Raw genomic sequence first — 12,884 nt, forward strand, 5'->3', positions numbered from 1 at the left:
CCAAAATGGAACCATTATGGGAAATAACATATTATATTTTATGATATAATTATTAGGGCTTCTTTTTTAAAATAAAGGGGTGTTTAATATGTTGATTGGTTATATAAGACCTGAAAGTGATGATGATAATTATAATAAACAAATAACAACACTTCGTGAAATAAATTGCGATAAAATAATTATCGAAAATCATTCTTCCGCAAAGAATCGAACTAAACTTAACGAAATGATCCATACACTTGAACAAGGTGACAAAATAATAATCACTAAATTATATTCGCTAGCGGACTCTACACTACATTTAGTCGAGCTATTACAGATGATTGAAGACAAAGGTGCCTACATAAAATCAATTAGAGAAGATATTGATACGAGCAATGAAAGTGGGTATCAATTTAGTTATATTGTAAAACATCTAGTTGAATTTCAAAGTGATGTAATTAGCGAAAAGACCAAGAAGGGATTAAATAAGGCAAAACAAAGAGGAGTTACTGCCGGAAGACCACGATTACCTGATGAAAATGTAAAACGCGCTATTAATATGTATCAAAGTAAAAAATATAGCCTATCTGAAATAAGAAATGAAACTGGTATTAGTAAATCTACCTTATATAGATATCTTGAAAGTTAATTATCATTCTACATTCAAAGAAACAGTTTAATCCTATATTGTTAATTTAAACTAACGTAGCATATTCTGAAAATACGCTGCGTTAGTTTTTATTTTATATTGCTATTTCCTTTTCAATACCCGATTTAAACTCAATCGTTAAATTCCTTTTATGAATCGTCACTCTTTCAATTAACTGCCTTACAAGCAGGTCATCGTATGTTTCAAGTTGCTGCGGTTGCTCTTTTAAATACTTTGTCATTTCTACAATCCGCTGTCTAAGTCCTTCTCGCGCTACGTTTTTCATCATGACTTCCTGCTTCAGTTCCCGCAATCGATATATTTCTTCGTAAGGTACTCTGTCCCGATCCACACGCTGTCTAATGTTTTCTTCAGGTATCCAAAAGTAAGGCAAAACAACATATTTATCACCTTCATATTCTGGTGGAAAGATTAAAACAAATGCGGTTATATCTGTTGTCGATGATAAGTCTAAACCCGCATAGCACTCTCTACCAATTAAACTTTCAGGGTCAACTGGCAAACCACATCTGTCCCACTTTTCCATTGGCATCCATCTGACAGATTGCTTTACCCATTGATTCAGTCGTAACTGCCTAAACAAGTTCTCCTCAGCAGGGTTTTGTTTGGCACTTTCACATGCTTGTTCGACTTTCTCAATATCAACTGTAATTCCTAGTGATGGATTTGCCTTCTTCCAAACTTCAGGGTCTGTCCAATCATCATCTTCCTCTGCACCATAGATAACAGGATAAAAAGTAGGATTCTATTTTTCTTCCCTCAAGTACATCTTTTGCTTTCTGATGTACTTCGTAACATATTGAATACTGGTCATTTCCTGCAGTTGTGATTAAGAAATACAATGGTTGTTTCCTTGCGTCCCCTGAACCATGAGTCATAACATCGTATAGCCTTCGGTTCGGTTGTGCATGTAACTCATCAAAAACTACCCCATGGACGTTCAATCCATGTTTTGTATAAGCTTCCGCAGATAACACTTGATAGAAACCACCCAATGGTTTATAAATCAATCGTTTTTGTGAAAGGACGGGTTTAAATCGTGCCTTAAGTGCGGGTGATTGTTCCACCATATCAACTGCAACGTCAAATACAATCGATGCTTGTTGCCTATCCGCAGCACATCCATATACTTCTCCACCATGTTCAAAGTCACCACATGTTAAAAGTAAGGCAACCGCAGCGGCAAGTTCTGACTTTCCTTGTTTCTTAGCTATCTCAATATAGGCAGTATTAAACTGTCGATAGCCATTAGGCTTCATCGTCCCAAATACATCTCGAATAATCTGCTCCTGCCAATCTATCAAGTCAAAGTTTTTTCCAAACCATTCACCTTTTGTATGTTTTAAATAACTTATAAAGTTTACTGCCATATCAGCAGCATCCTTATCGTAGTAAGATTGTTCAGCTTTAAAGATTGTTGGTTTATAAATTTCTAGCTTTCTAATTATAACCACCCCCTTAGCAAATAAAAAAACTAAATGAATTTATAAAGTTTTGCACGACAAAAAAGCCCAGATTGCTATCTGAGCTTAAGACATCTATTTAATTGTTCCACAATCTGTACCCTTTTGCAGAACAATATTCACTGTTTAATTCACAATTTATGTGTTAAAATAACTTTAGGTTTAACAAGGAGGAATTTAAATGGGTAATTGTTCATTATTTGTAATTGACTTCTCCATTTTCGTCTAAGTTTTAACACTTAAAACGGAAGGAGAATTAGCACTTGGGTATTTTTAGCATTTTTGTAATAAATACAGTTCATTATCAACCAAATGAAAAATAATTGGTTATAATGAATTGGAAGATTTTATAATCAACCTAGCCACTTAAAATAAAAAAAGCCATGTGAATTTCATGTTATATTGAATGTACCACCAACCAATATAAGGAGAATTCACATGACCCATGTAGATAATAACACAGAATCACGCAAATCTAAACACCTTACATACGGTGAAATGAAGAAAATTGAAGCGTATAAAGCACTTGATTTATCCAATCGAAAGATTGCGTCTTTGCTTGGACGTAGTCCACAAACCATCAATAATGCCATCAATACAGCGTCTGTCACGCAGAAAAGCCAACAGAAACAGAATGGCAAGACGTATACCTACTATAAAAAGGTCTACTCCGCAGAGCTGCATCATGACATTTATCTGCGAAATCGTGCGAACTGTGGCCGCCGTCCCAAATGGGTGGAAACGGAGCGATTCACTGAATGGGCGGATCGAAAAATGCTTGAAGACAAATGGTCTCCAGATACAGTGGTTAATAAAGCCATGGACCTGTTTGATCCGGCGATCATTCCAAGTACTTCAACCCTCTACAATTGGATCGACAGTGGCATCATGCGCACCAAGAATATCGACTTACTCGAAAAGGTTGGACGGAAACCGCGGTCTACCAAAGGTCGAGTGCGACGAAATGTAAAAGTTTTGGGTACCTCAATCGAAGAACGGCCAAAATCCGTAGAGAATCGCCAAGAATTTGGTCATTGGGAAATTGATACCGTCATTGGAAAAATTGATGCCGATGAACCTGTTCTATTGACGCTCGTAGAGCGAAAGACACGCTTTGAGAAAATTTTCAAAATTGCGGGTCAGAGAGCTGATGCGGTAGACCAAACTCTGCAGAGCTTTATACAGTCCTTAAAAGGATTGGACAGTCAGATTTTTAAAACAGTCACTTCGGATAACGGAAGTGAGTTCGCCAACCTATCCCATCTGTCTGAAGAAACCGATGTGTATTTTTGCCATCCTTTTGCTTCTTTTGAACGTGGAACGAGTGAGAATCAACATAAGATTATCCGGCGTTTCTTGCCGAAACATCAGTCTCTTAAAGAAGTAAGCGACCGCCAGGTCCAGCGGATTCAACAATGGATGAACGATTATCCAAGAAGAATTCTGGACTATAAAACACCCCACCAGGCTTTTGTGCAAGAGTTGAAGCAATTGGATTTAGAACTGGCTGCTTAATCTTTTGCTTGACCTGGGGCCCTTATGGGCATGACTTGCCCTGTGTGTTGTTTGAAGTTGAACGCAAACATCCACCACACATCCCGCTTTGCGGATATCTTGCCCATACCCACGTCAAGCAAAAGACTGTAAGAAAGCGTACAATATAACTTTGTGAAATTTACTGAAATAACTATTTTCAAGTGGCTAACTTAAACTTGAAATTTAAGGTTATAATGAATTGTTAATATAGAAAATTCATTATAACCACATTGGAGTGGGTTATAATGAACAAAAAAGAGATAAAATTTAGTCAAAACTTTATTACCTCGAAACGACATATAAATAAAATTATGAGTAATTTAGAATTAAATAGCGATGATAATGTTTTTGAAATTGGTTCAGGAAAAGGCCATTTCACACTAGAACTGGTTCAAAAATGTAATTATGTAACAGCTATCGAGATAGATTCAAATTTATGTATTCAAACACAAAATAAAGTTACAAATTACGATAATTTTCGAATTATAAATAAGGATATATTACAGTTCAAGTTCCCAAACAACAGAACATATAAAATCTATGGTAATATACCTTATTATATAAGTACGGATATAGTACGAAAAATTGTCTTTGAAAGTAATGCAACAGTTAGTTACTTAATAGTCGAGGAAGGATTTGCTAAAAGGCTACTCAATACAAATCGTTCTCTAGCGTTACTTTTAATGACTGAAGTAGATATATCCATATTAAGTAAAATCCCTAAAGAATACTTTCATCCAAAACCTAAAATTAATAGTTCTTTAATTATGTTAAAAAGACACCCATCAAAAATATCACACAAAGATAAAAAAATATATAATAATTTTGTTATGAAATGGGTTAACCAAGAATACAGAGAACTATTTACTAAAAACCAGTTTAATAAAGCCTTAAGTTATGCAAAAATAAAGGATTTAAGGAACATTAACTTCGAACAATTTTTATCAGTATTTAATAGCTATAAATTGTTTAATAACTAAGTGACAAATTCCTTAGCATTTAATAAAAAGGATTGCCATCTAGGCAGTCCTTTTTTGGTATTTTCCATTCACCTAGTGTGTTCAACTTTGCTTATATATTATCATATTATTCGGACTACACTAATTTCCCTCCATTAGATTCGTTTTCTAAAGTAACACCGTCTTTTTTATATGAATTCTCAACTGCTCTACGTAAATATTCGACATCAAATCCTGCGCTTTGATAACCTTCTAAAATGATTGAGTAATAGTAACAACTCGGCTGCTCAAGTGGTCTGCCTTCATTCATAATATAGACCATCGCATTTACTGTCTTTTTATCTACTTTAACTTTCATCATTTCTTTTCTATACAGATGTGGCCATCCTTCATAACGATCAAGTGCCTTTTCGTCACTAGAGGTAATCTGCCACACAAGGACCGGAACGCTTTCTCCCTTGCATGGTTCAACCGTTGCAACAGCATGCGCGTGTGGCCCCCTAAAAACGAGTTTGTGGTCCTTTATTTCACTTGTTCCTACTAATTTTGCAGTTGGACATTTGTTTGCCATTGGTTCTAAATTTAAATTTGATCCGTAGACAATATATAATTTTCCGATCTTTTCAATCCTTTCATAATTTACTTCTGAATGATTCCGGGTGGCTTAACCAACCCGGAATCTCCATGTCAACCCTGATTTTCAGGGCATCTAAAGCTAATAGAAAAGGGTTTCGCTCGTTTATCCATCCAAAATAAACTTCAGCGAAACCCTATAAACCTTATTCTATCAACACTTCAACTCTTCCTATTCATCCACCCTAGACAATAACGCCACAATTTCACAGTGGGACGAGCCACCAAGCTTGATGTCTAGCGCTTTTTTATGGGTGAGTACGTTTGCGGGAACATATCGACTAAAGGTGTACGTACGTGGGAACATATCAATGAATTTACTCAAATTCGGAACCTGAAATAGTTCTAATCAATACACAAAAAGACTCCCATTCAGCCGGGAATTTGTTGCTTCAACTTCTTTTAGATTACGTTTTTCTCGAATAATTTCATTCTAGAAAATAGAATTCCAACTGAACATCGTGTCAGTTGGATAAAATTGGGTTTATATTAATGATATTGACGTGAAAATTTATTCTTACCTTGATTTTAGAAATAACAATTACATATAATTTCTTAAGTAAATAATTTGTCAATAAACTTCATAGAGCATTTGAACTACTTAGATTATCAGACTTTTTTTCGAGATTCATGATGACGACACCAACAATAATGATCATAAGACCGAAAACGTTTAAGCCTGAGAGGATTTCATTAAAAAGAAACATTCCAACTAAAGCTGTTCCTGCAGTCCCAAGTCCAGCCCATATGCTATATGCGACACTTAGTGGAATAAACTTTAGAGAAATAATTAACAAAGTAAAAGAAATTCCAAAGCCAATGACAAGAGCAATACTAGGAATTAAATTCGTAAACCCATCAGATAGTTTAAGCATCGATGTAGCAAAAATTTCAAATAAAATGGAAGTAAATAAAATCAAATAATATTTCATACCATAATAACTCCTTTTTAAATTCTCATTAATACAACGCCAACAATCAGTAAAAGAATACCTACAGCGCCTTGTATAGTTATTTTTTCCTTAAAAATTAAAAAACCTACGAGTGCTGTTAATGCTGTTCCTGTCCCACTCCAAGCTGCATAAGCGAAACTTAACGGTATGGAAATTAATGACAATGAGAGTAAATAAAAGGCTAACGCATACCCAATAATTACCCCAAGGATTGAAAGTACTTTTTTATTGCTACTTATTGAAGTTAGTTTCATCATGCTTGTACCAAATACTTCCGCAAGAATCGCACTTACTAAAAATACATATGCCATTTAAATCACATCTCTTTCCATTAAATCACAATAATGAAGCACTATTTTTTCCATTCTTTCTTTAAAAATATCCACATAGCTATACATGATAGAAAACCAAATTCCGTCACAAATCAAACGCAGTTCTAAAATCTTATCAGGATTTCCTTTGTCTTGATTGAATAGTTTGATCCAGTGTTCAGATACGGATTCCCACAGTTCTATACTCTTTCCATCTTCTAGAGAAGAAATAAAAACCGATGGAAGCAAAACATTTTCAGTATCATCTAAATAGTCAATGGTTGCTAATGCATATGCCCGTGTAAATTGATAAGCTCCAGACAGTTTAGATTTATATTTGTTAATTTTTCCCTCGAATTGTTCTATCACCATTTTATTCATATTTAATAATAATATTTCTTTACTATCAAAGTGATAGAGAACACCACCTTTTGTAATTCCAGACTTCTCGGCAAGGTACTGCATGGTTAATTTTTGGATACCTTCCTCATTTATAATCTTAGCCGCATTTGTAAGAAGTTCTTCTTTTTTACTCAACATACATCACTCCAGTTATCTATATTACTGTACTGAACGTTCAGTACAGTAATATTAGCAAATCATTTTTAAATTGTCAATTATTGATTTTATATAAAATGACACTAGCATTGCATTAATTAACACAAAATATTAACAACATATCGAATATTCACTAATTTACTATTATCCAAAGAAAAAGTCCTTTATAATGGATATAACCAGGTGGTAACCCGTCCAAATCCATTAATAAAGGACCAAACTCATGGACAAGATTACACGAAAAACATCATTTGAGCAATGGTTTTCACCTATAAATCTTCAACTATTTGAAGAAAACGTAAAAACATTGAAATTAGACCACTATACAAAAAAGCTAACGACAGAGTCATTCCTGAAATTATTACTTTTTTCACAACTAAAAGAGGTGGAGAGTTTACATGCCATAAGCGACTGGCTTTTCAATGACCAACTTCAACATGAAACCGAGCTGAATTCGATAAGTGTATCTCAATTATCACGGCGATTAAACGGTATGCCACCGCAACTATTTCAAAGTATATTTTTGGACTTAGTAGCTCAAATTCATGATAAAACTCATTATTCTAAGCTAGTCATGCCGTTAAAAATTATTGATTCAAGCACGCTACCACTCAGCCTAGCTAATCATCGGTGGGCCGAATTCCGTAAAACAAAAGCAGGTGTCAAGCTACATCTCCGCTTGGTATTTATGGAGAAAGGAATATCCTATCCTGAAAAAGCCGTGCTAACTAACGCAAAAGAACATGATCGAAATCAGCTTGAAGTTATGGTCGATGACAAAGAGTGCATGTATGTGTTTGACCGCGGCTACTTAGATTATGATCGTTTCGATCGTATGACAGACGATGGCTACTTTTTCCTTTCTAGGCTTCGTAAAAATGCCGTCATTCGGGAAATTTACGACTTTAAGCTAGAAGAGGATTCGCCGGTTCTATCGGACCAAATGGTCTTGATTGGTACAACGCAAAACCGTGCTGAAAATTACTTTCGCCTATTAAAAGTTGTCGATTCAAAAGGGAATGTACTCCATTTAATAACTAATCGTTTTGATTTAAGTCCAGAAGAAGTCTCTGAGATGTATAAATCGCGATGGGCGATTGAACTCTTTTTCAAGTGGATTAAACAACATTTAAACATTAAAAAGTTCTATGGTCAGAGTGAGTTCGCCATTCACAATCAAGTATATATTGCGATGATTGTCTTCTGTTTAAATGTGCTGGTTCAAATCAATACAGAAAGCAAAAGAACTATTTTACAAATCAGCCGTTTATTAAGGGCATCTCTATGGAAACCAGCTTACATCTGGCTTCTAAAAATAGAAGGGAAAGGCGCCTCTTAATAAAGAAAACGTCGCTGTCACTCATGTTTAACTGTATATTTAAAAAAATGGATGGAGCCACCTTTAGTTGGGTATTCAGTTTTTTGGCTCTCTCAGAAAATAAACAAAAACTGAAAATTACAATAATATTAATGCAACGCTAGTGATAAAATGATACTGTTATAAAAAAATGCCTACATCTAGTAGACATTCTTGAATTATTAATATTTGTTTCGGTAATGCTCCCCAAATTCGCATATCTTCCTGACCTACTGACCAAATGGCAATACTCTGAAACTTCCACTTGTAAGTTGTCCCTATTATCCAATCAACTAGACTATCGATATCTTGATAATAAAGAATTGAAAAGCCGATGAAAAGTTACCTCCGATTTCACAGGGTCATGCAATTAATCTATACATCAATTTCAACAATCATTTCAGACTTAAATTCAATCTCCAACTTTTCAGGATGAACTACAATTCTCTCAACCATCCGCTTAACTAGCTGCTCATCATACGTTTCTAGTTCGCATGTTTGCTCTTTTAATAACGCTGATATTTGTTCCAATCGTTCTCTTCCATTATCTTGTTCTGCAATCTCTAGTTGAAGTTGTTGTTTTTCTTCTCTACGTTTGTAAATATTATCGACAACGTCATTATAGTCTTTGTTCGAATTCGCTAGGCCGATTAAAGAATGTTGCAAGGCTTCCAGTTCTTTTTCAACTTTCACCAGTTTATCGTGTAAATGACTTGATAACGTATGTGCAATATTTTGTTCTAAGACTTTTAGAAAGTTGCTCCGATTTTTAAACAGTTCATTTATCGCTTGGATAACGGCTTGCTTTAAGTCATCTTCTCTAACAGTTCGCGCATCACAAAACACTCCTGTATTTTCAAGCCTGCTGACGCATCGCCAAACGATTGACCTCTTCCCTCGGTTATTCCAATGGACTCTTCTAAATATTTCTCCACAGTTTTCACAAAATACAATCTGAGCCAAACTGTGGTTACTGCTGTAATTTCGCCTTTGTCCATTTTTACTAATATGAGCGATTTTTCGTTTTTTCAATTCTTCTTGTACTAACATGAAAAGGTGCTTTGGTATGATAGCTTCATGATTGTTTTCTACATAATATTGTGGAACAACCCCATCGTTGTTCACTCGCTTTTTCGATAAGAAATCGACTGTATATGTTTTTTGAAGGAGTGCATCTCCCATATATTTTTCGTTCGTCAGAATTTTATGCAGTGAACTACTGTACCATTTCTTTCTTCCCGCACCTGTTAATATGCCGTCCGCTTCAAGTCCTTTTGCAATTTTATTTAAGCTAAATCCTTCCAGGTATTCTCGGTAAATTCGCTTGATGATTTCCGCCTCTTCTGGCACAATGACTAAGCGTTTATTTTCATCTTTTGTGTAGCCGAGAAATCGATTATGGTTTACTTGCACTTCGCCTTGTTGGTATCGATATTGAATACCAAGTTTTACGTTTTGGCTAAGCGACTGACTTTCTTGCTGAGCAAGTGACGCCATAATCGTCAACATCACTTCCCCTTTCGCATCCATCGAATTGATATTTTCTTTTTCAAAGAATACGGGTATATCTTGTTCTTTCAGCTTTCTTATATATTTCAAGCAATCTAACGTGTTCCTTGCAAATCGGCTAATGGACTTTGTAATGATCATATCGATTTTTCCATCCATACAATCAGCTATCATTTTATTAAACTGTTCTCGCATTTTTGTGTTCGTTCCTGTAATGCCATCGTCTGCATAAACTCCTGCAAGTTTCCACTCGGGATTAGCTTGAATGTATGACGTGTAATGTTCGATTTGCACTTCATAACTCGTTGCCTGTTCATCACTGTCAGTTGATACTCGGCAATAAGCAGCTACCCTCAGCTTTTGCTTATCACTTACTTCCCTCGTTCTTCTTGGTCTTGCCGGGATGACTGTAACATTTCTTGAACTTTCCATACTCTAGGTCACCACACTTTCTATTAAACTGTAAACATATTCTGCTTGTTTATATGGGTTGTCATGTTTGATATCGATAGATGGTAAAGTGAATGTGGGAATTTCAAACGGGGTTTCTTCTTGTTTTTTATTTAGTCTTCCTAATTTTTTTGCCCGTTTATATCTTTCTATCTTCACTTTTTCAAATAATTCTTTTGATATTAAGGTAGGAAAAATATCCGTTCCTAAGTATCTTTCATCCGTTAATATTCGGGTAATACCGCCATGATTTCGCTTTATTCCCGCTTCCTTAGCGGCATTTGCTAATGACAATCCTGATAAATACGCTTGAAAAAGATGCTGCAGTTGTTTCAGCTCTTCTTTATTTATGACTACTTTACCGTTTTCAATTTGATAGCCAAATGGTGTATGTGCCATCACCTATTCACCTCTTCCTTTAGCAACAAGCCACTTTTTAATAAAAAACCTATTTTTGTTGACGAGTGTATATAAACCTTTTCAATATATTCGTTAAATATCGTTTCTTCAAATGATGCAACTTTCTGCTGTTTATTGGTGAAACTCATCAGTCTTTTCAGTTCGTAGACTTGTTCTTCTTCGTTGCGAATAAGTCGTAGCAACCGTTCTTTATCCTCCAACAACTCATTAATTTGGTTGTCCATTTTCGCCCGTTGTTCTTCATACAATTTCTGTTCTAAAAACTTATCATCCATTAGCTTTTTCAACATTTGACTCTTCGCATAGCACTCAGTCAATTGCAATTCAATATGATCGAGCTGTTCTTCTGTATCATGTTTAAAGCCATTTTTCATTGTTTCAAAAAGTGGATGTAGTATTTCTTTTCGAGCAAAAACGAGTTTGTTCATCATTGTAATAAAAGCTTGATGAATGCGTTCTTCCTTAATGAAAAGCATCGAACATTCATCTCTGTTTTTAATGTGTGTTGAACAGCACCAAGCAATATATTTTCTATGCGTAGAAGTGTGAATTCTCCTTTTAAATGTATCGCCACATTCCGCGCATTCAATTTTCCCTGAAAAAGGATAACGGTTTAAATACTTTCTACTTCCAGCAGCTACATTCTTTTGGCTTGCTTGATATTCTAGCATTCGATTAGCCGCTTCAAAATCAGTATGTGTGATGATTGCTTCATGATGATTTTCAATTAAGTATTGATCCAGTTCACCTTGATTTACTTTTCGATTAAAATGCTCATCAGTAAAAGTCTTTTGAAGTAGCACATCTCCAGTGTATTTTTCGTTCTTAACAATTCCACGTATCGTAGAACCTGTCCAATTACCATTTCGTTTTGTTGGAATTCTTTCTTCGTTTAGCTGCCTAGCAATGCGTTCAGTTCCCACTCCTTCAAGTACACTATTGAATATTCGCTTGACGACCTGTGTTTGTTCTTCATTTACAACAACCTGTTCATCGATATAATCGTAACCGTAAGGCGGATACGATAATTTGTACGTTCCACGTTTGAATCGTTGCCTAATCGACCACTTACTGTTTTCTGAAAGTGACACTGATTCGTTTTCAGCAAGGCTACTTAAGATTGAAAGCATGAGTTCACTTTCCATCGAATTTGTATTGATGTTTTCTTTTTCAAAATAAATGTGTACACCTAAGTCCATTAATTTTCTAACCAGTTCTAAACAGTCAATTGTGTTTCTCGCAAATCAACTAATTGATTTTGTTAAAATGAAGTCGATCTTTCCTTTTTCGCAGTCGGATATTAAGCGAAGCAGTTCTGGTCGTCTATCTTTTTTCGTACCTGTGATACCTTCATCGCTGTAAATATCAACAAGCTGGCTGCCATTCATCATTCTTTTCAATTAAAGTTTTGTAGTGTCTTCTCTGTGCTTCCAAGCTAATAAGTTAATCCTCATTTGATGTTGATACACGTATATAGGCAGCAACCTTTTGTTTCGGTTTTACTACTGAAAATGTTGTCATATCAAGTGTTGTTATCTTTCTCATCCACTCAGCCTCCTTTCTTGCATGTGACATATTAGCGTTAGAACACTGTTATATCAAGGTTTATCGCACATTAAAGAGCCTAATAAGGGATTGAATTTTTGACGAATTAATTTACTTATTTGATTGAGTTCTTCATGGGAAATAAGCTCCTCTTCACGTAGTTTCATGAGCATATTTTCAGCAAGATGGAAATAAAGTTCATTTTGAAGTTGATCTTCAGTTGGTTTTGATTGTTTATGATTTGATGTTTGATGATTAGGTGAGAGTTGTGTCATTCGCATATAGGTTTCCTCCTAAATAGTCTTCTACCTATATGCGAAGAAAGAGTGAATCGAACCCCTTATTTCGGTAATATGTTTATTAATAGTTGATATGTAATTGAAGTTCTAGATATAATGAAAGAAAATTATTCAACAAACGGGCAGTTTTATTGGAGGGATGATTGAGATGTTTAATTTAAATAATGCTAAACCAGAGAAGTTGGATATTGAAGAACAGAAATATCTAATTGAACAAGATGAATTAGATATTAAAAGGC

The 12,884-nt window shown here is 35.1% G+C and carries 13 protein-coding genes and 2 pseudogenes; 5 read left to right on the forward strand and 10 right to left on the reverse strand.

Annotated features, from left to right (window positions below; genetic code table 11):
- The first annotated feature begins 88 nt into the window (after positions 1 to 88).
- On the forward strand, positions 89 to 631 hold the full coding sequence (locus CJ229_RS03980) for a recombinase family protein (RefSeq protein ID WP_070456258.1): 543 nt from the start codon (positions 89 to 91) through the stop codon (positions 629 to 631).
- Between the two features lie 94 nt (positions 632 to 725).
- On the opposite strand, the pseudogene CJ229_RS03985 reads toward CJ229_RS03980, so the two are convergent.
- Positions 726 to 2,097, reverse strand: a pseudogene (locus CJ229_RS03985) (terminase large subunit).
- A gap of 281 nt (positions 2,098 to 2,378) precedes the next feature.
- Between CJ229_RS03985 and ermCL the strand changes: the two are divergent.
- From ermCL to erm, 3 genes are all read left to right on the forward strand, one after another.
- Complete coding sequence (gene ermCL / locus CJ229_RS03990; RefSeq protein ID WP_123317386.1) at positions 2,379 to 2,438, forward strand: 23S rRNA methylase leader peptide ErmCL; 60 nt, start codon at positions 2,379 to 2,381, stop codon at positions 2,436 to 2,438.
- A 115-nt stretch (positions 2,439 to 2,553) separates the two neighbouring features.
- Positions 2,554 to 3,630 carry an IS30 family transposase gene (locus CJ229_RS03995; protein WP_068128648.1) on the forward strand — a complete coding sequence of 359 codons (1,077 nt, stop codon included), beginning with the start codon at positions 2,554 to 2,556 and terminating at the stop codon, positions 3,628 to 3,630.
- A 266-nt stretch (positions 3,631 to 3,896) separates the two neighbouring features.
- Positions 3,897 to 4,631 (forward strand): 23S ribosomal RNA methyltransferase Erm, encoded by a 735-nt coding sequence (gene erm, locus CJ229_RS04000; RefSeq protein ID WP_070458552.1) that lies wholly within the window; start codon positions 3,897 to 3,899, stop codon positions 4,629 to 4,631.
- 115 nt (positions 4,632 to 4,746) lie between these two features.
- Here erm and CJ229_RS04005 read toward each other — a convergent pair whose 3' ends face one another.
- The 4 genes from CJ229_RS04005 to CJ229_RS04020 all read right to left on the reverse strand — a co-directional run bounded on the left by CJ229_RS04005 (position 4,747) and on the right by CJ229_RS04020 (position 7,047).
- Positions 4,747 to 5,229, reverse strand: coding sequence for a gamma-glutamylcyclotransferase family protein (locus CJ229_RS04005; protein ID WP_419181882.1), 483 nt, complete (start codon positions 5,227 to 5,229; stop codon positions 4,747 to 4,749).
- 595 nt (positions 5,230 to 5,824) lie between these two features.
- The gene (locus CJ229_RS04010; protein WP_057995855.1) at positions 5,825 to 6,175 is read right to left on the reverse strand and encodes a DMT family transporter; all 351 of its coding nucleotides are present in this window, start codon (positions 6,173 to 6,175) and stop codon (positions 5,825 to 5,827) included.
- Between the two features lie 17 nt (positions 6,176 to 6,192).
- Positions 6,193 to 6,507 carry a DMT family transporter gene (locus tag CJ229_RS04015; protein WP_057995856.1) on the reverse strand — a complete coding sequence of 105 codons (315 nt, stop codon included), beginning with the start codon at positions 6,505 to 6,507 and terminating at the stop codon, positions 6,193 to 6,195.
- Positions 6,508 to 7,047 (reverse strand): TetR/AcrR family transcriptional regulator, encoded by a 540-nt coding sequence (locus CJ229_RS04020; RefSeq protein ID WP_317846626.1) that lies wholly within the window; start codon positions 7,045 to 7,047, stop codon positions 6,508 to 6,510.
- A 241-nt stretch (positions 7,048 to 7,288) separates the two neighbouring features.
- On the opposite strand from CJ229_RS04020, the gene CJ229_RS04025 reads away from it, so the two are divergent.
- Entirely contained in the window at positions 7,289 to 8,404 is a 1,116-nt protein-coding gene (locus tag CJ229_RS04025) for an IS4 family transposase (RefSeq protein ID WP_102167819.1), read from the forward strand.
- A gap of 393 nt (positions 8,405 to 8,797) precedes the next feature.
- On the opposite strand, the gene CJ229_RS04030 is transcribed toward CJ229_RS04025, so the two are convergent.
- The 5 genes and pseudogenes from CJ229_RS04030 to CJ229_RS04050 form a co-directional block, all read right to left on the reverse strand.
- A complete protein-coding gene (locus CJ229_RS04030; protein WP_068131171.1) occupies positions 8,798 to 10,363 on the reverse strand; it encodes a recombinase family protein in 1,566 nt (521 codons plus the stop codon).
- A gap of 3 nt (positions 10,364 to 10,366) precedes the next feature.
- Complete coding sequence (locus CJ229_RS04035) at positions 10,367 to 10,780, reverse strand: serine integrase family protein (RefSeq protein ID WP_068131174.1); 414 nt, start codon at positions 10,778 to 10,780, stop codon at positions 10,367 to 10,369.
- Positions 10,780 to 11,472, reverse strand: coding sequence for a recombinase zinc ribbon domain-containing protein (locus CJ229_RS04040; RefSeq protein ID WP_246827419.1), 693 nt, complete (start codon positions 11,470 to 11,472; stop codon positions 10,780 to 10,782). The genes CJ229_RS04035 and CJ229_RS04040 overlap by 1 nt, the downstream gene beginning before the upstream one ends.
- A 51-nt stretch (positions 11,473 to 11,523) precedes the next feature.
- A pseudogene (locus CJ229_RS04045) lies at positions 11,524 to 12,192 on the reverse strand (recombinase family protein); the annotation flags it as partial.
- A 207-nt stretch (positions 12,193 to 12,399) separates the two neighbouring features.
- A complete protein-coding gene (locus tag CJ229_RS04050) occupies positions 12,400 to 12,627 on the reverse strand; it encodes an SHOCT domain-containing protein (protein ID WP_102167820.1) in 228 nt (75 codons plus the stop codon).
- Positions 12,628 to 12,884 lie beyond the last annotated feature (257 nt).

Source organism: Nosocomiicoccus massiliensis (assembly GCF_002871345.2).
Taxonomy (GTDB): Bacteria; Bacillota; Bacilli; order Staphylococcales; family Salinicoccaceae; genus Nosocomiicoccus; species Nosocomiicoccus ampullae_A.